Annotated in this window: 16 protein-coding genes; 6 read left to right on the forward strand and 10 right to left on the reverse strand. The window is 44.7% G+C overall.

The annotated features are described in order from the left end of the window. Positions 1 to 44: 44 nt before the first annotated feature. The gene (locus BG260_RS12550; protein WP_141691607.1) at positions 45 to 269 is read left to right on the forward strand and encodes a hypothetical protein; all 225 of its coding nucleotides are present in this window, start codon (positions 45 to 47) and stop codon (positions 267 to 269) included. A 99-nt stretch (positions 270 to 368) separates the two neighbouring features. Here the strand turns inward: BG260_RS12550 and BG260_RS12555 are convergent, their stop codons facing one another. The 7 genes from BG260_RS12555 to BG260_RS12580 all read right to left on the reverse strand — a co-directional run bounded on the left by BG260_RS12555 (position 369) and on the right by BG260_RS12580 (position 4,462). Beyond that, positions 369 to 1,406 carry a 6-bladed beta-propeller gene (locus BG260_RS12555; protein ID WP_069133230.1) on the reverse strand — a complete coding sequence of 346 codons (1,038 nt, stop codon included), beginning with the start codon at positions 1,404 to 1,406 and terminating at the stop codon, positions 369 to 371. Positions 1,407 to 1,593: 187 nt separating this feature from the next. Then, complete coding sequence (locus BG260_RS12560; protein ID WP_069133232.1) at positions 1,594 to 2,304, reverse strand: V-type ATP synthase subunit I domain-containing protein; 711 nt, start codon at positions 2,302 to 2,304, stop codon at positions 1,594 to 1,596. A 119-nt stretch (positions 2,305 to 2,423) separates the two neighbouring features. Next, complete coding sequence (locus BG260_RS12565; RefSeq protein ID WP_069133234.1) at positions 2,424 to 2,690, reverse strand: Txe/YoeB family addiction module toxin; 267 nt, start codon at positions 2,688 to 2,690, stop codon at positions 2,424 to 2,426. Then, the gene (locus BG260_RS12570) at positions 2,687 to 2,929 is read right to left on the reverse strand and encodes a type II toxin-antitoxin system Phd/YefM family antitoxin (RefSeq protein ID WP_069133237.1); all 243 of its coding nucleotides are present in this window, start codon (positions 2,927 to 2,929) and stop codon (positions 2,687 to 2,689) included. Before BG260_RS12570 ends, BG260_RS12565 begins: the two co-directional genes overlap by 4 nt. A gap of 162 nt (positions 2,930 to 3,091) precedes the next feature. Next, positions 3,092 to 3,637, reverse strand: a complete 546-nt coding sequence (locus tag BG260_RS12575; protein WP_083750309.1) for a PH domain-containing protein — start codon at positions 3,635 to 3,637, stop codon at positions 3,092 to 3,094. Positions 3,638 to 3,765: 128 nt separating this feature from the next. Continuing rightward, positions 3,766 to 3,942 (reverse strand): hypothetical protein, encoded by a 177-nt coding sequence (locus BG260_RS14200; RefSeq protein WP_176719499.1) that lies wholly within the window; start codon positions 3,940 to 3,942, stop codon positions 3,766 to 3,768. A 4-nt stretch (positions 3,943 to 3,946) separates the two neighbouring features. Next, a complete protein-coding gene (locus tag BG260_RS12580; protein ID WP_069133241.1) occupies positions 3,947 to 4,462 on the reverse strand; it encodes a hypothetical protein in 516 nt (171 codons plus the stop codon). 285 nt (positions 4,463 to 4,747) lie between these two features. Here BG260_RS12580 and BG260_RS12585 point away from each other — a divergent pair, with 285 nt between their 5' ends. Beyond that, complete coding sequence (locus BG260_RS12585; RefSeq protein WP_069133253.1) at positions 4,748 to 5,710, forward strand: integron integrase; 963 nt, start codon at positions 4,748 to 4,750, stop codon at positions 5,708 to 5,710. 193 nt (positions 5,711 to 5,903) lie between these two features. Here BG260_RS12585 and BG260_RS12590 read toward each other — a convergent pair whose 3' ends face one another. Then, positions 5,904 to 7,982 (reverse strand): S9 family peptidase, encoded by a 2,079-nt coding sequence (locus tag BG260_RS12590; protein WP_083750310.1) that lies wholly within the window; start codon positions 7,980 to 7,982, stop codon positions 5,904 to 5,906. Between the two features lie 153 nt (positions 7,983 to 8,135). Between BG260_RS12590 and BG260_RS12595 the strand changes: the two genes are divergently transcribed. Together BG260_RS12595 and BG260_RS12600 are read left to right on the forward strand one after the other, a co-directional pair. Continuing rightward, the gene (locus tag BG260_RS12595; RefSeq protein ID WP_069133243.1) at positions 8,136 to 8,963 is read left to right on the forward strand and encodes a 5'-nucleotidase, lipoprotein e(P4) family; all 828 of its coding nucleotides are present in this window, start codon (positions 8,136 to 8,138) and stop codon (positions 8,961 to 8,963) included. A gap of 122 nt (positions 8,964 to 9,085) precedes the next feature. Further along, complete coding sequence (locus tag BG260_RS12600; protein ID WP_083750311.1) at positions 9,086 to 10,549, forward strand: alkaline phosphatase; 1,464 nt, start codon at positions 9,086 to 9,088, stop codon at positions 10,547 to 10,549. A gap of 487 nt (positions 10,550 to 11,036) precedes the next feature. Here the strand turns inward: BG260_RS12600 and BG260_RS12605 are convergent, their stop codons facing one another. Beyond that, positions 11,037 to 11,537: a thioredoxin family protein gene (locus BG260_RS12605; protein ID WP_069133245.1), complete on the reverse strand. Its 501-nt coding sequence runs from the start codon at positions 11,535 to 11,537 to the stop codon at positions 11,037 to 11,039. A 50-nt stretch (positions 11,538 to 11,587) separates the two neighbouring features. After that, on the reverse strand, positions 11,588 to 12,610 hold the full coding sequence (locus BG260_RS12610) for a metal-dependent hydrolase (RefSeq protein WP_069133247.1): 1,023 nt from the start codon (positions 12,608 to 12,610) through the stop codon (positions 11,588 to 11,590). 169 nt (positions 12,611 to 12,779) lie between these two features. On the opposite strand from BG260_RS12610, the gene BG260_RS12615 reads away from it, so the two are divergent. Beyond that, on the forward strand, positions 12,780 to 14,078 hold the full coding sequence (locus tag BG260_RS12615; protein ID WP_069133249.1) for an efflux RND transporter periplasmic adaptor subunit: 1,299 nt from the start codon (positions 12,780 to 12,782) through the stop codon (positions 14,076 to 14,078). Between the two features lie 23 nt (positions 14,079 to 14,101). Further along, the coding region (locus BG260_RS12620) for an efflux RND transporter permease subunit (protein WP_069133251.1) at positions 14,102 to 16,755 on the forward strand (2,654 nt) is incomplete at its 3' end.

Raw genomic sequence — 16,755 nt, forward strand, 5'->3', positions numbered from 1 at the left:
CGCGTCCCACGTTAATGCGCCTTGTTATACAACCGGAGTAGATTATGAGTTGGAATGATGAAACACCTTGCTTCACTGGAAAACATATGATAGACCCACTACAGGAATGTGAATGCATGGCTAATCGAAGAAAGGCAAACCGTATTCGTAGGGATTTAAATGTTACAGTTTCAAAACTGCGCAATTTTGATGAAATGATGCGAAAGGAAAAGAAAAAGCTAGAGGAGCTGTATGAAGAGCAGGTTTCTCAATTAGAAAAGGTTGTATAACGGTTTGGCAATTCTGCTGCGGGGCAATCCACTCAAAAGCCGGGCAACCAACACGAACCCGTCAGCAGAAATTGCTGGTTATACCCTGTATTTTACTGTTTAAAACGGTGAGTCTAAAATATATTTAAATGAAAACCCCATATCAGATGCATATATCACATGATCATTTGGGTTGTACATGACTGAGGTATAATGATCATGAAGCCGAATGGATTCTACATATTCAGCCGTTCTGAGGTTGTATTTATCAAGATATGATATCAAACTTTCTTCACTTGGCTGATTATCATCTCCCGGAATACTTGTGTAGACATATAAATTGTTATTTTCATCGAGGTAACCATCACGCATATATGAAAAATCAGGTGCAAAAGCTGTTGCTCCTTCTCTTCGTGTGAATGGAAAGTGTACTCCATCAGGGGCTTTTAAAATATTGATAAGTTCGCCGCTTGATTCATAGTGGTATATGAGACTGGAATAGAAGGGAATGTATACAAATCTATCGTTTCGGTTTGATCTTATTGTACCATCCAATGACATTTGATGTTGGTATTGGTCTTCGACAATCTCTCCAAATTGAAGTATCTCATTTCCATCATAATCAAACTTTGAAAAGAGTAAGTCATTACCAAGCCATTGAACAATAAACCCATCTTTAAGACAGGTGACTCTCATTGGACGATTTTCAAGAGAAAAGGTGTCTATATTTTCCCCGGTTTCAATTGAGTAAGAAGTAACCCTCATGCTCTGACTGTCAGCCACATAGATTACATCATCATTAATGTCGAAGTCTGTTAAATGGAGAATTTCACCGGGTCCTCTTCCACGGTTGGTTGTTAGCACTCTTTTTTGATTCCCTTCAAAATCATACTCATAAATTGTAAAATCTGAGAAGTCATTTAGGTAAACATGATTATCGTAAAATCTAATCTGAGCAGGTCTGAATACTGCTGAAGTATCTGCTAAATGAGAAGCCTGATAGGAAACTTGTGAAATATTTCGCTCGAACACTTCTGGGGTTTCATCAAGGGTTCGCAAAAAATTCGGTTCAGCGTCACCAATTGAGTTTATCAGAATCACGATTCCAATAATGAAGACCACAGAGAGAAGCACTGTTATAATTTTTTGTCGGGACATTTCTTCAATGATTTTAATTCAAATGAGAAAGGAGGTGATTTTTAAATTTAATTACTAAAACCATAGTAAAAAATAGAAGTGATTCTTACAAGGGTATAACGGTTTGGCGGCTAAGCGGCGAGGCGAACAATTTTCTAAAGCCCCGAACTGCAAACTCGTCCGCTTGAGCCGCATTGTTATGTTTTTATTAATCTTGCCAACTTGTTAGTATACCGTCCTCAAAATATAAATATACACGATTTGGATACACCCATTGCTCACGAATACCCCATGAAGTTGTAGTTCGATTTATATCATTTGGTCTGCCGAGTGCGTCTCGTGCCATTTCATCGGTCATTCCAATCCATATTTCTTTTTCATAGATTCTTTCACCACGAGTTTGCCCATATTTTCTAATTAAGCGAGCTAAGCGTGGATTTGACTCTTGTAATTCTTTGAATTCCTCTTCTTGTAACTCTGATTGCTTTTTCTCAATAAAGTCATTCTTTTCTAATGAGGCTACACTGATGTAACCGACAAAATCTTCATACTTAGCTCTGAAGAATGGAGGTACATAAAAATCGAATATTAATACCTCTTCACCTCGATCAATTCTGACTAATTCTTCTGAACCTACAGAGGGTTCAGAATATAATCGACCACGCAAGAAATTTATTCTTGTTGGAACTCCCTCACTAATTTCATTCTCATAGTTAATCTGTGAGATTTGTCTATTTAAATCTCTTATTAAGCTATTTAAACTATCTTTTTTTTGTTGCAGAGCTCTTATCTCGTGGTCTATTTCCTCAATTTCGACATTTAAATTATCTGCTCGAGTATTCAGAGAGTCCAACTCTTGACCAAAAATAGTCAATGGAAAAAGCCAAATTATAGCTATAAAAAAATAAGTTGTCTTCATAGTCTCGATATTTGGTTTAAAAACATAACGGTTTGGCAATTCTGCTGCGGGGCAATCCACTCAAAAGTTAAGCAACCAACTTGAACCCGTCAGCAGGAATTGCTGGTTATGCTACCGGGTCATTCGTAATGAGTCCACATTCGAATCACTTTAACGATCTTTTCTTCCTCAAGCACTTGATAAACCAATCGGTGCTGGATGTTGATACGTCGGGAGTACGCCCCCTCTAAATTACCTACAAGTTTTTCATAAGGAGGGTATTCTTCAAAAGGATTCTCCTTAATTATTTCCAGCAACTCCTCAATCTTTGGCTTTAATCCCGAAGAAGCTGCTTTCCTGGCATCTTTTTTTGCTTGTTTTGTGTAAACGAGTTTGTATTTACTCACCAGTCAAGCTCTTCATCAGTTTCTTCAACAGGCGTCTGCAGTCCTTCAATAATGGATTCCTGCATTCCCGGAATGGAAGACAGATAGAGTGTTTCCTGAATCGAACGCCAGTCATCCTCGCTGATAAGTACCGCATTGGTTCTCTTGCCGGTAATTTGAATTGGCTCATGAGTTTCAGAAGCCTCATCCAATAGCCGGTAAATTTCTTTTCGAGCTTGGGTCGCAGTTAATGTCTTCATGATATGGTGGGATTGATTATGTTTACTATAAAAACGTACGTAATTCCGTACTTATTGTCAAGCTTTAGAGATGAGGTAGCATAACGGTTTGGCATTTCTGCTGCGGGGCTATCAATTTTAAAGCCGAGCAACCAACGCGAAACCGTCAGCAGGAATTGCTGGTTATACTGCTACTTTTGCTTCATCTCGTAGAGTTTGCACAAACAACTCTGGATCATCAGGGGTTATTACAATTTGTTCGTTATTATTTGTGAGAATAACCACGGTTTTACGGCGATGAGTCGCATAGGCTTTATAATTACCCAATATCCGATTTTTAAAATGTCCAATATACCCAAAAACACCCCCAATCCCCCATGTACGCAATGATCCCATCATGGCATTTGGTTTGTATTCTACACTTTTAATATCCGATAGAGAAATATCTTTAGACCATCCCAAACGAAGAATTCTCAACATTCCGTTTTGAATACTGAATCCATAGATTCCAAAAGCTGCACAGAACAATATGATACTCCAACTAATGATAGATGGTATGATAGACTGAGACGGATACAGATAATTCAATCCCAATAGCAACCCGACAATGAAGGTGGTCATAATAATCAAAAGGAGATCCCAGGGAGCTCTGAACTGTTTTCTCATTTCCATTCTTGTTCTTATTTGGTTAGGTAGTATAACGGTGCGGCATTTAAGCGGTTTTGCCATTTTAAGATGACAAAGTGGTGAAAACTCTGAATTACTACAAATTCAATGGCTGTAATACAGACGATGAGCGGCAAAATCCGCTTGAAATGCTTGTTATTTGGCGTAGCTATGAATAGGAAAGCAGGAGACTACGCAGGTTGCTTGGAAACTTTTTTATAATTCTCTTTGATCTTCGATCGCTTTTTTTCACCAAGTTTAGACTTCTGTTTTTCCATCACTTTCCTGAACTCCTTCAATTCCTTATCAGTCCAGGGTTCTGACTTAACAACGAAATCAATTCCTTTGGGTTCTTTAACTATAGCCATGGTTTTAATCCTGAAAATATTTTTTCACAAGCTTCAATGCATTAACGGTTTCAATGTACATTCGTTGTCCCTTGAAATGCGTAGCACCAAGTTTTTTCTTGTAGTGTTCAATTAACGCAGACTTTGAATCAAAGGCAACATACCCCTCATATCCTTTCTCAAACGAGAGTTTACATGCAAATGCAAAAAGGTTCCCAGCCACACCCAAATACATTTTGTTGGTGCCTTTATTGAAGTTCGCACTTTCAATAAGGTGAATAAAAATATGATCACTCTTGTCTTCCAGGCACAACAATCCATGAATAATTTTGGGATTGTTAACAGTCGTCAATTTGTAAACTTCCCGATTTTTTAAATCCAGCTCAGCTTCCCAATCAAAAAGCCATTCTGCAGATTTGATATCTTTTTTGCCTGATTGATTGAGTAGAACAACCTTCGTATCAAAAACTTCACCAGTGACACTGTTTTCGATTGAGTTGGTTAGCCGGTCAATTTCAATGTCTATCTCTTTTTTGCTCATGTTTCAAAGTACAGATTTTGACAAAAAAATAAGGATTGATTTGTCACTTTGTGTTCTCTTGACTGTGTATTCAATTTAGACAAATAACATCTATTTCCCGGCATTATTTTAGATAGTGCCTTTGTCCGATAATAATCCAATAATACTATCAAAGCAAGTAAACACAAGGTTTTGCCCGAATAATATTTATCGGCAAGATCAGAATGTCCGAATAAAACGCCGATAAAAATCTTCAGGTTTTTTGTAAGGATGTTCCTTTTTTCCCTTCATACATATAAAAAGCGTATGAAAGAGAAGAAATTGTTAACCCGGCTAAAAGAAGAGGTTCGGCGTAGAAATTATAGTTACAGTACCGAGAAAACCTATTCTCAGTGGATTGTCAGATTTGTACGATATCATGATCTGACTCATCCAAAATATCTGAAGGAGAAGGATGTAGTAAACTATCTGAACTACCTGGCAAATGATCTGAATGTGGCAGCCTCTACACAAAATCAGGCGTTGTCTGCTATTGTGTTTCTCTATTCCCACATACTCAATCAACCTCTTCAGCATCTCGACAAACTGAAAAGGGCAAAAAAACCAAAAAGACTCCCGGTTGTTCTAACGGAACGGGAGGCGATGGCGGTCATTCATTCCCTGGAAGGTGTGCCCCGCCTGGTTGTGAGTCTTCTCTACGGTTCAGGGTTGCGAATTTCTGAAGCTCTGAGGCTCAGAATTCTGGATCTTGATTTAACCTACAGGCAGATTACGGTCCGTAATGGAAAGGGTTTACGGGACAGGGTGACCATGATACCGGAGTCGATGATCCATCAAATTCAACATCAGATTGAAAAAGTGAAAAAGCTTCATCAAAAAGATTTGGCTAAAGGATTTGGTGAAACGATCCTTCCAAATGCGCTTTCACGGAAGTACCCGAATGCCGCGAACGAAACGCGGTGGCAATATCTGTTTCCATCAAAAAAAAGATCGGTAGACCCTCGCTCAGGTGTCCGCCACAGGTATCATATTTCACAGCGGGATATAAGACGAGCCGTGCGTAGAACTCTCAGCAGTTTAGACATTCAGAAACACATAACCCCACATACATTTCGTCACTCGTTTGCCACACATTTGCTGAAAAACGGCTACGATATCCGCACCGTCCAGGAGCTGCTTGGCCACAAGAGCGTAAAAACAACGATGATCTACACGCATGTACTAAATCGTGGAGGGAAAGGCGTACAAAGTCCTCTTGATCAGGGATGAGAAAACATGGATTTACAAAAAAAACCGGACTGATGAGCCCGGGTTTTTGATTTCATTTCAATTATTTGACCCTTGATATGGGGCAAATAAAAAATTGAGTTTTATTCAAAAAACTACCACCACCCCATGCCCCTCCTTTTTTAAGGAGGGGATTTTTTGGGTGTGTTTTGTTAATCTCTAAATGGCTTCTGCATTAATCACGCGTTGGAATTGGTGCATCCCAGTGCGGCATCTCTGCGGATGCATCGCCCGTCATCAGATAGGTATCAAACCATTCGAGCATACGGTGGTTATAGTCAAACTTGGAGGCTGAACGGGAGTTTCCGTGCCCCTCACCGGGGTACCAGACCAGGCGAACCGGTACATCCGGTTTGCGAACTTTCAGATGTCGATAAAGCTCGAGTGATTGCGCAGGGTGTACGCGGGTATCGTTGGCACCGTGCATAATAAGAATAGGTGTTTCTGCGCGATCGACCCAGTAGATCGGGCTTCGTTTCAGGTAGTCCATCCATTTTTCATCAGAATCCCACATGCGCTCGCGAGAGTGAACCAGATAAAGTTCGTTTGGAATATCGCTGGTTCCCCATTTTGAGAGATTATTGCTGATCCCTACAAACATAACGGATGCCGCAAAGCGGTCGCTGTAGTAGGTGCTCATCCAGGCAGATGCATATCCGCCGTAAGACCCACCGGTGACTCCGATTCGATCTGCATCTGCAATTCCCTGGTCAATCAGGTAGTCCACACCATCAACCACATCATCAAACTCTTTTCCGGCAAGATCGGCCTGACTGCTGTAAACAAATTCAACACCGCGACCGGTGCTTCCGCGATAGTTTGGATAGAAAACAGCATAACCTTTAGCTGCTGCCATCTGTCCGGGGCTTGAGTACCCGGTTAGCCAGCCATTGCTGTAGTGCGCTTCAGGTCCGCCGTGAACAACGGTGATAACCGGTACTCGCGTACCCTCTTCATAGCCAAGCGGATACATCAGCATTCCTTCAATTTCAAACTCTCCATCGCGGGCTGTGTATCGAACCACCTCCTGCTTGCCAAGTTCAACATCCTCAAGCCACGGGTTGTGATCGGTTACTTTTTGCGGCTGAGCATTTCGTCCACGACCTAATGTGAACAGTTCATTTGGATGCTCGGGAGAGCTGGCAACAAATGAGATGGTTCCATCAGCAGCTCTTGAAAAAGATCCAATAGCATGGGCGTTTCCATTGAAAAGAACTCGCTTATTATTTCCATTTGGGCGAATTGTGCCTAAAAGAGTGGATGTGCCTTGACTGGCTACAAAATGGATTTCGTTGTTCGAAGTCCATTCGATTTGTTCATATTTGCCTTCAAAATCTTCATCAATGTTCTCGGGAGTTCCGCCTTCGGCAGATACTATTTTTAGACGTCCGTCTGTCGGGTCGTTAATATCATATGCGGTTCGAAGTGCGAGCTGTTGCCCGTTTGGACTCCACTTAAACTCTCCGAGTTTCCCTTCGTTGTTTACTTCCGCTATGATATCGCGTGAGCGGTAGTCGACGATGAAAATTTGCTGTTTCATATAGAAGTCATCCACCTCGGGAGTGGGTGCTGCAGAAACGGCCAGTTTACTTCCGTCCGGACTCCACTCAACCATGTAAATAGATCCGTCTACATTCAACTGATGTGGGTCGTGGCCTTCAACATTTACATTGGTGATATATGCTTTTCGGTTAGTTTGATTCTCTTCATAAACATCGGCCGTATATGGCAGCGGTGATGAAGATTGCTCAGGAGCTTCAAGTGCGGTAAAAGCTACGTGATTTCCATCGTGATGCCAGGTGTAAGAAACAATATTTCGGTCAAACTCAAAAAGCTTAACGGCTTCTCCGCCATCCAGCGGCAGTTCATATAGGGCACGTCCGTTATCGCCGTCGCGGCTTGCGAGGAATGTGATACTGTTATGATTCGGTCGAAATTGAACAGACCCCACGGATCCGGATGTGTAGTATGGTTTAGTGGTTCCATCGGCTACATTTAACACATAAAGATGATTACTGTTACCGGTATTTTCTTTGTATGGGTCGGCCGGGACGCTCACGGTGTAGGCGATATTGCTTCCATCGTCAGAGATAACTGACCCGGATACAGCTTTCATTTTAGCAACATGCTCGGGAGTGAGTCCTTGTGCCTGAAGCAGCGATACAGAAAAAATAAACGCGAATCCGACCATGAGGCTCAGCATTTTGCCGGCAACAGATCGTCCGCGAGTAGAATAGTTTACTCTCAACTTCATAGTATTCTTGTTTTGTTTTGGTTTATAATGCACTCTGTTGAAATATAACGAAAATGTACAAGAGCAAAACTACCTTCATAAATGGGTTGAACCTTTCGTATTTTCAGAGCAATGTAAATTGGGAAAATTAACGATTGGATACAGTTGTCTATTATGAAAATTCGTCTACTTACGGTTGCGCTTCTGCTCCTGTTCACATCCTGCCAAACCTCCAGGCAAGCGGCAGATTATTCAAACAACACGCTCTCATCTACACTTTGGCTGCAGACTGCTGCGGAGTATGAGGCCATGACGCTTCAAGCATATAATACCGCCCGGATGTTTTTAACCGTTGCCCTGGAGGATTCTACTTGGTCGGCATCCCTGGAGCAGGAAGATCCCTATTTCGATAAACCGCCGGCTATCATTCTGGATCTGGATGAGACCGCCATCGACAACTCATTTTACGAAGCCCGGGTAATATTAGATAAGTCCGGGTTTGATAGTGTGACCTGGAATAACTGGGTTCGGGAAGCCGAAGCTGAGGCCATCAAAGGGGCAGTTGAGCTGACCAACCGGGCCGATGAGTTGGGTATTGCCGTGTTCTACATCACAAACAGGGATGCAGAGGTTCAGCCTTACACCGAGCAAAATTTACTGGAGCTGGGGTTCCCGGTAGCTGAAGGATCTGTGATGAGCAACGGCGGTCAGCCTGGATGGACTTCAGCCAAAACAGAACGCCGTAAAGTAGTGGCGGAGAACTACCGGGTTTTAATGTTATTTGGCGACGATTTAAATGATTTTGTTCCTGCCAGGGGAATTTCCATTGAGGAGAGAAAAAAGCTCGCGGAAGTGTATGCGGATTGGTGGGGAGCGAAGTGGTTTGTGCTGCCCAATCCAAATTATGGATCCTGGGAGCGTGCTCTCTATACGGGCAATGAGGAGTCGGAAGCAGAGATGCAGCAAACCCGGCTCAACCGATTGAAAGATAAGCGAAACTAAACCATACAGAATTTAACAATTCCTTTATTCGACTTTTTGACAGGGAGTTGTTTACTTAAAGGTATTGTTTCCATTCAGGCAATGCCGGATCAAACTGTTTAACCTATACAAATCAGAAATTCATGAGTAAAAAAGAAATCAGTCGACTAGAGTTTTTAAAAGCGGGAGCGCTGTCAACAGCAGCCATAGGTTCGGGAATGCTGGGGCAGACATTCCGGCAAAGCCAAAGAAAAAAATCCGGATTTGGGGATGCAAAAAATGTAATTTTTCTTGTTTCAGACGGAATGAGCTCCGGCACACTGGCTCTTGCTGATCTTGTGAAACAGCGTCAGTATGGGGAGAAATCGAACTGGATTAAACTATATGAATCGGACCGTGAGTATCACCGCGGCCTGATGGATATGGCATCGCTTAACTCAGTTGTGACGGGTTCGGCGGCCGCAGCGTCATCCTGGGGGTCTGGACATCGAATTAACAACGGTGCTGTGAATATGAGCCCGGAAGGTGAAGAGTATAAAACCATTTGCGAAATTTTCAGGGATGCCGGAAAAGCAACGGGGCTGGTAACAACAGCTCGCATTACGCACGCAACACCGGCTGGTTTTGGTATTAATATGCCGGCACGCGGTATGGAGGATGAAATTGCCGAGCAATATGCCGAAAGGGGTTATGATTTACTGATGGGCGGAGGGGCCCGCCACTTTTCAGCGGATAGCCGGGGCGACGGTAAGGATCTCTACTCTGTTTTTGAACGCAATGGTTACACCGTAGCCAGGAATAAGACAGAGATGAATCGTGCGACACGGAACAGTAAACTTCTGGGGCTGTTTTATGATTCTCATCTGCCTTATACGGTAGATCACAAAACGCTTTCTGATCTTCAGAGTTCAGTGCCGACCCTTGCTGAAATGACGAAATCTGCACTGGATCGCCTCAATAGAAATGGGAACGGATTTATTCTGCAGGTTGAGGGTGGACGGGTTGATCACGCCGCACACGGGAATGATCCTGCCGGACTTGTATATGATCAGATTGCATTTGATGATGCCATTAAAGAGGTGATGGATTTTACTGATGGCCGTGACGACACACTTGTGATTTTAACCACAGACCATGGAAATGCCAACCCAGGGTTGAGCGGACTGGGTTCAGGTTACGGAGATTCACCGGCCATGCTGGATACCATTCAGGATTACCGCCACAGTTTTGAGTGGATGTACGGTGAAATGGGATATCACTGGTCGGATGATTCACTGTCGGGGATCACGGTGAAAGATATTATGGATCACGTGGAGTATGCCATGAATACAAAAATTACCCGGGAAGAAGGGTTGATGCTGAAGCAGTCGTTCCAGGGTAAATACCGTTCACCGTTCAGAAATCGTCAGCAGCCGTCCGGAGTTCTTTCGGGAGTGCTGGCCAATTACAACGGAATCAATTTCATCAGTACCAGCCACACGGCCGATTATGTGGAAATTGCCGCCTGGGGACCGGGCAGTGATCGTATTCCTACATTTGTCAGGAACACCGCCCTATTCGATTTGATGGTGGATATGGCCGATGTTCGTGCTTACGCTGAAGGGTAATTTATCGACCCTCGCCCGACGGCTCCCCGCCGTCAGGTGAGTTTTTGGGTAGAGTGTACCCCGGGTCGCTGACTCGGGGATTTGGTTAAAAATCATCATTTTCATACATCCTGATTGATTTATAAACCCAGTCATGAGCTGCACCGCCTCAATTCTGCCCTTCACTTCAAACGAAACCCTCTGTTCGGCGGCGTTTAACGTGATCCTCAATACTCCGGGCGTGAGTGAGCTTGGGGTGTGAGCCAGCCATCATTCACTGCCGAATAGAACACAGTTTTTATAACGTCATTCAAGTTAGAGGTGGTTCTGCAGATAATTTTTTAAAACCCCATGAATGAGCATTTGTCAGGGGTAAAGAGGAGTTGTGTATTGTGTTCTACGAAACTCTGCGAATTCATCTGCCCCGAATGCTCGGGGCGAGGAATACGAATCACAATTTTTGCAGGATGTTTTCAAACATTAGAATACAATCTGCCTTTTTATTAAATCAAATTCCGGCAGAAGAAACCTGCTCGTCGCGATTCTCCTTGTCTCTCAGGAACAGCGCCAGCCCGCGAATATCCATGTAGCCCCGGCGACGGTCCAGTACATTTCCGTCCGAGTCCAGAATGACCGTAAATGGAAAAGCGGTAACCCCCATCAAGCCGGCAAACTCTTTTTCGGTCATCTTTTCTCCTCTGTAAACAATTGTGTTGGATTCGGAATTACCGTTCAGCTTAACGGGGTGGTAGCTGCGGTCGAGAATGGCCCGGATGGTTTCAGATGGATAGACCTCGCGGCTCATCTTCCGGCAGAACTGACAGCCGACTTCATATATATCTACCATTACCAGGCGGTTATCATCGGAAGCGAGATCAAGTGCTTCGGTCAGATTCAGCCAGTCAGGTTCGTTCTCAATTTCCTGCGGTTGAATCTGTTGGAATGAATAGAATGCAAAAATACCGATAAAGATGGTGATTAATGCGCCAATGATTACCTTGCGGTTCATGCTGATTCAAGAGCTTGATTTAAAATGATTCGGCTAAAATATACAAAGAATTAATGAGGCTTACCCCACAATCGATTCCAATAACGGCTTAAATTTGCAGTTCGTGTATTGAAGTTTGGAATGGACTGTTCGAAGCTGTGAGCGTAACCGGCCTCGTTAATCAGGATATGATTCTTCCAGACATAAGACGCGTCATCGGTCAGCCAGAAATCTCCCCTGCCAAACCGGAGATCATAAATAATCAGCTGACCCTCTTCTATCTCAGCTTTGTAGTAGCCGCGCGAAAACCAGAGCAAAGTTTGAATTGCACGGTGATCCCTGTAAGGTTCGATTAGGTGAGAGTTTTTGGGGATAGACGTAAAATTGAGGTCTGTCCGTTCATCAAAAATAGAGTAAACTGCATTGTAAATGGTGTCCTGATTCTCAATGTAGCCGGTCCACAAAAAAGTTGATGGGCCGTTGGGAGTGGTTTTAATCTGTTCAAATGCACCGTATTGCTGTTGATACGATTCAATAAAAACAGAATGCACATGGCTTTTGATGCCATAACCCCAGATAAGGTAGAGTGCGCTAATCAACAGGCCGGTACGGTTGGCGATGGTGCGTGCGCGGGAATCTCTTCTCAATACCAGAGCAGTTACAAGGCCGACGAAAAGTGGAATGGTAAAGAACGGATCAATGATGAATATTGAGTCTAGTGTGTAAGGGGTGTCGGTGAAGGGTCTGAAAATTTGAGTTCCGTAGGTTGTGGGCAGGTCGATGAGAATGTGCGTTAGAAAAGTGAAAAATGCCATTACACTCCACCGTACCCATCCAACCTCAAGGGATTTGTGAATGTTGTCAATCAGCCAGCCTGCAGCGGGCGCGGCTAATAAGCAGAACAAAATAGAATGGGTGAATCCGCGGTGGCTGCGAAGTTCAACCACACTGTCCACAAATGGATTAATAATAATGTCGAGGTCGGGAATGGTGCCCAGCACCACGCCCCATGCTGCAGCGCGATATCCGGCTTTTTTTCCTAAAAATGCCTCGCCAACCGCTGCTCCGAGCGTTGCCTGAGTAATAGAATCCATAAATTTCTGAATGATTATTGCAAAATCAGCTGAACAAATAAGGAAAATTTACGGTTCAACTTTTAACAATCTTGTTGTCGATTTTATAACCTTTAACAAAGCCTTGGGAATGAAAACTGTCAAATATCGTTATTTTAGTGTTAAATGAATTCCTCAGAAATAATCATCGATGAAAAATATTAAGTATCTATCTCTTTTACTGTTAGCGTCATTTTTAACGGTTGGTTGTGGTGAAGATTCAGAAGCTGAATTTGCCGGACAGAACCGGCCCACCCCTGCAGTTGAAGCTGTTCAGGCTCAATTTGGTTCTTTACCATTAGAGGAGCGGCTAAGCGGAACGGTTAGAGCCGGAAATCAGGTGGAAATATTTCCGCGGATTACTGCTCCTATCCAGGAGGTTTATGTGGAATCCGGAGATAGGGTTCAGCAAGGTGATCCGCTTGTTCAGCTCAGGGATACCGAATATCGCGAGAGGCTGCGCCAGGCGGAGGCAAGTTTGCGAATAGCCGTGGCACAACGACGTCAGGCGCAAGCTGCACTGAATGAAATTGAGTCGGAACTGAGGAGGCAGCGAATACTGGCTGAGCGGAATTTGGTAACCGAGCTGGAGATGGAACAACTTGAGGCGGAAGTGGAATCTGCCGAGGCCAGCCTCGAGTTGGCAGAAGCACAAGTTGAGCAGGCACAGTCTACCGTGGATGAGCAGGAGGAGGCGCTGGATCAAGCCGTGATCAGAGCTCCGATTACCGGTACGGTTGGCGGCAGAACTGCCGAGGTTGGAATGCAGGCAACACCGAACAACCGTCTGTTTGTGATTGGTGATCTCTCCAGATCTCGTATCAATATTAATATTACGGAGCGGATGCTTCAGTACATCGAATCAGGCCAAACGGTGCGGATCTATTCAGAGAATTTTCCGGATACAACTCTGAGTGGAGAAATTTCCAGAATTTCACCTTTTTTAGGTGAGGGCAGCTTCAGTACACAAGCCGAAATAGATGTGGATAATGAGGGGCGTCTTCTGCTGCCCGGAATGTTTGTAACCGTTGATGTTTTGTACGGTGAAAGTGAGCAGGCAACACTGATTCCCCTGAGTGCCATTTATCGGCACCCTCAAACGGGAGAGACCGGAGTTTATGTAGCACCTGCTTTTGGAATTGAATCAGAAATTCTTGAAGAGATTGAAAATAGCGGCAGTATCGGTCAGTTGAGTAATCCGACCGGAGTAGAGTTTAAAACAGTTGAGGTTATTGCCCGAGGTCGTGAAGCCGCGGGTGTTGCCGGTATTCAAAGCGGCGACTGGGTTGTAACCGTGGGGCAAAATCTACTGGTTCGGGATCAGGGTGACGAAGCCCGTATCCGTGCTACCAGTTGGGATAAAATTTTGAATATGCAGCGAATGCAGCCGCAGGATTTGCTTCAGGAAATCCTGAATAACGGTATGGCACAGCAATCCTCATCAAATTAATAGCGTAAACAGGGTTAAACATTATGCCAATAACAGAAACTTCCATCAAGCGGCCAATTGCAACAACCATGGTCTACCTGATCGTGCTCGTTTTGGGTGTGGTTGGGTTCAGGTACCTGCCGGTTGACCTTTTGCCGCCCATTGAATATCCGCGGCTTTCAGTTCAAACAAGTTACCCGAATGTTGGGCCGGAGGAGATTGAAACCATTATTACCGATCAGATTGAGAACGCCCTGGCCGGTGTGGCAAATGTTGAGGAGATAACATCCAGGTCTCAGGAAGGCTCAAGCTGGGTAAGTCTGAATTTTTCACAAAACACCAATCTGGATGAAGCCGCAAATGATGTGCGTGCGGCTCTCGATCGGGTTCGGCGTTCTCTGCCGGATGAAGCCGATAATCCGCGTGTACGGAAATTTGATCCGAATGACTCCCCGATTGTAATTCTTGGCGCCCAGTCTACCCGCTCCCTTGATGAGCTGACGCTTATTTTGGAGCAGGAGATTGCCAAACGGCTGGAGCAGATTCCCGGTGTGGGTTCCATTGATGTTTGGGGTGGAATTCGGCGTGAAATTCGGGTGGACCTCAAACGGGACCGGCTGGCTGCCAGCGGACTGACGGCAATTGATGTTCAGAATGCAATTGTAGCTGAAAATAACACGCTACCGGGTGGAAATGTAAAGGATGGTCTGACAGAACTCTATGTGCGAACCTTGGGCGAGTTCACTGACATCAATCAAATTGCTGAGACAATTATTACCCGGGTTGATGGCCGCCCGATCCGCGTCCGGGATGTGGCCACGGTAGAGGATGCTTACGAAGATGTGGGACGGGTTGTTCGGATTAATGATGAACCGATGATCCGAATGGGAATCCGGAAACAGACCGGCGCCAATACAGTGGCGGTGTCGGAGGAAATTCAGCGTGAAATTGAGCGAATCAACTCCGAGCGGGACGATATCAACCTGCTGATGGTGATCGATCAGAGTGAATTTATTCAGGATTCGATTGATAACGTACAAGAGGCAGCAATCTGGGGGGCATTGCTTGCAATCGTTGTTCTCTACCTCTTTTTACGAAACGGTTCAACTACATTTATTATCGCCACGGCCATTCCTGTCTCCATCGTGGCAACGTTTGGTCTCCTCTATTTTGGCGGTCTGACGTTAAATCAAATGAGTTTTGGGGGGCTCGCACTGGGGGTCGGCTTGATTGTCGATAATGCCATTGTGGTTCTCGAGAATATTGTCCGCCTCAGGGGTCAGGGTAAATCATTAGCCGAGAGCTCCCTGCTGGGGACAAAAGAGGTTGGCGGGGCGATCATAGCTTCCACCATTACTACCTCTGTGATTTTTTTGCCGGTTGTTTTCATGCAGACAATTACCGGGACACTGTTTCAGGAGTTGGCGCTTGTCGTGGTTTTTGCCCTCGCCTGTTCACTTTTGGTGGCGCTAACACTGGTACCTATGCTTGCCAGTAAGTTCATGACGATCAAACCCGACTCGGAACTGACAGATAAAGATAGAGGCTGGTTCCAGAAGTGGTTTGCACGATTTGAGGATCGCTACTCGCAGTTTCTATCCGGTGCAATCGAAAGAAGGTACCTGGTGTTTACGATTGCAATACTGTTGGTGGGCGGTTCATTTTATGCGCTAAAGTTTGTTGATACAGAACTGGCACCGGAGACGGAAGCAGATGAAGTGAGCATCAACTTCTATCTGGCCGACGGAATGAACATTGCGGTTGCGAACGAATACCTGGATGAGCTTGTGGCAAAAGTGAAAGAGATCGCCCCGATGGATCAGGTTGAATATGTATCTACAGAGGTGAGAAACGGCCGCGCAGAAGTGGAACTGAAGCTGGTTGATGCCTCTGAGCGCTCCGTCAGCTCCTACGATCTGGCCGATAATATCCGGGATCAGATTGAAGGAACCATTCCCGGCGGGAACTTCCGTGTTCAGGCTCAATCAGGGCTTTGGATTCTCAGAAGAATTTTTGGCAGTGGAGGCGATGAAGCCATCCAGTTGCAGCTTCGCGGTCATGATATGGATGTAGCTGATGACCTTGCTGAGCAGATTCGATACCGAATGGAGGATATTCCCGAAGTGAGAGATGTTCGATCAGACCGTGAAGATCGCCGTCCTGAGCAGAATATTGTTTTCGACAGAGAACGGATTTCAACACTCGGTTTAACAGGTAGGGAGGTTGCTCAAGCCATCCAGGCGAATGTTGGCGGTGTTCGGGCCGGTGTGTTTCGGGAAGGTGGAGATGAGTTTGATATTACTGTCAGGCTTCAGCAGTCCGACAGAATGAGTACACTGGATCTGGATAATATTTCTGTACGGACCGCATCGGGCGATGTAATTCCTGTTTCAACGGTGATTGATCAAAATGCCGGGGAGGGGCCTGAGACGATTAACCGAATTAATGGTCAGCGGGTTACCTACATCACGGCAAACCTGGAGTCGGGTGTTCCGCTCGGAGTAGCTGTTGAAAAAATACAGGCTTCTCTTTCTGATATGCAGATGCCCACCGGATTTTCGATTGTGTATGGCGGAGAATACGAGGAGCAGCAAAAAGCTCAGGCCGATTTTATCATTTCAATATTGATGGCACTCGGGCTTATTTATATGGTGATGGCGGCACAATTCGAAAGATTCCTTGATCCCCTGATTGTCAT

Origin of the sequence: Rhodohalobacter halophilus (genome assembly GCF_001715195.1) — a bacterium.
Lineage (GTDB): Bacteria > Bacteroidota > Rhodothermia > Balneolales > Balneolaceae > Rhodohalobacter > Rhodohalobacter halophilus.

Excerpts from the sequence above, each read along its gene's own strand:
- BG260_RS12580 (WP_069133241.1), bottom strand. The coding sequence starts at position 4,462 with ATGAGCAAAAAAGAGATAGACATTGAAATTGACCGGCTAACCAACTCA.
- BG260_RS12555 (WP_069133230.1), bottom strand. The coding sequence starts at position 1,406 with ATGTCCCGACAAAAAATTATAACAGTGCTTCTCTCTGTGGTCTTCATT.
- BG260_RS12615 (WP_069133249.1), top strand. The coding sequence starts at position 12,780 with ATGAAAAATATTAAGTATCTATCTCTTTTACTGTTAGCGTCATTTTTA.
- BG260_RS12610 (WP_069133247.1), bottom strand. The coding sequence starts at position 12,610 with ATGGATTCTATTACTCAGGCAACGCTCGGAGCAGCGGTTGGCGAGGCA.
- BG260_RS12585 (WP_069133253.1), top strand. The coding sequence starts at position 4,748 with ATGAAAGAGAAGAAATTGTTAACCCGGCTAAAAGAAGAGGTTCGGCGT.
- BG260_RS12595 (WP_069133243.1), top strand. The coding sequence starts at position 8,136 with ATGAAAATTCGTCTACTTACGGTTGCGCTTCTGCTCCTGTTCACATCC.
- BG260_RS12575 (WP_083750309.1), bottom strand. The coding sequence starts at position 3,637 with ATGGCAAAACCGCTTAAATGCCGCACCGTTATACTACCTAACCAAATA.
- BG260_RS12570 (WP_069133237.1), bottom strand. The coding sequence starts at position 2,929 with ATGAAGACATTAACTGCGACCCAAGCTCGAAAAGAAATTTACCGGCTA.
- BG260_RS12550 (WP_141691607.1), top strand. The coding sequence starts at position 45 with ATGAGTTGGAATGATGAAACACCTTGCTTCACTGGAAAACATATGATA.
- BG260_RS14200 (WP_176719499.1), bottom strand. The coding sequence starts at position 3,942 with ATGGCTATAGTTAAAGAACCCAAAGGAATTGATTTCGTTGTTAAGTCA.
- BG260_RS12600 (WP_083750311.1), top strand. The coding sequence starts at position 9,086 with ATGAGTAAAAAAGAAATCAGTCGACTAGAGTTTTTAAAAGCGGGAGCG.
- BG260_RS12560 (WP_069133232.1), bottom strand. The coding sequence starts at position 2,304 with ATGAAGACAACTTATTTTTTTATAGCTATAATTTGGCTTTTTCCATTG.
- BG260_RS12590 (WP_083750310.1), bottom strand. The coding sequence starts at position 7,982 with ATGAAGTTGAGAGTAAACTATTCTACTCGCGGACGATCTGTTGCCGGC.
- BG260_RS12605 (WP_069133245.1), bottom strand. The coding sequence starts at position 11,537 with ATGAACCGCAAGGTAATCATTGGCGCATTAATCACCATCTTTATCGGT.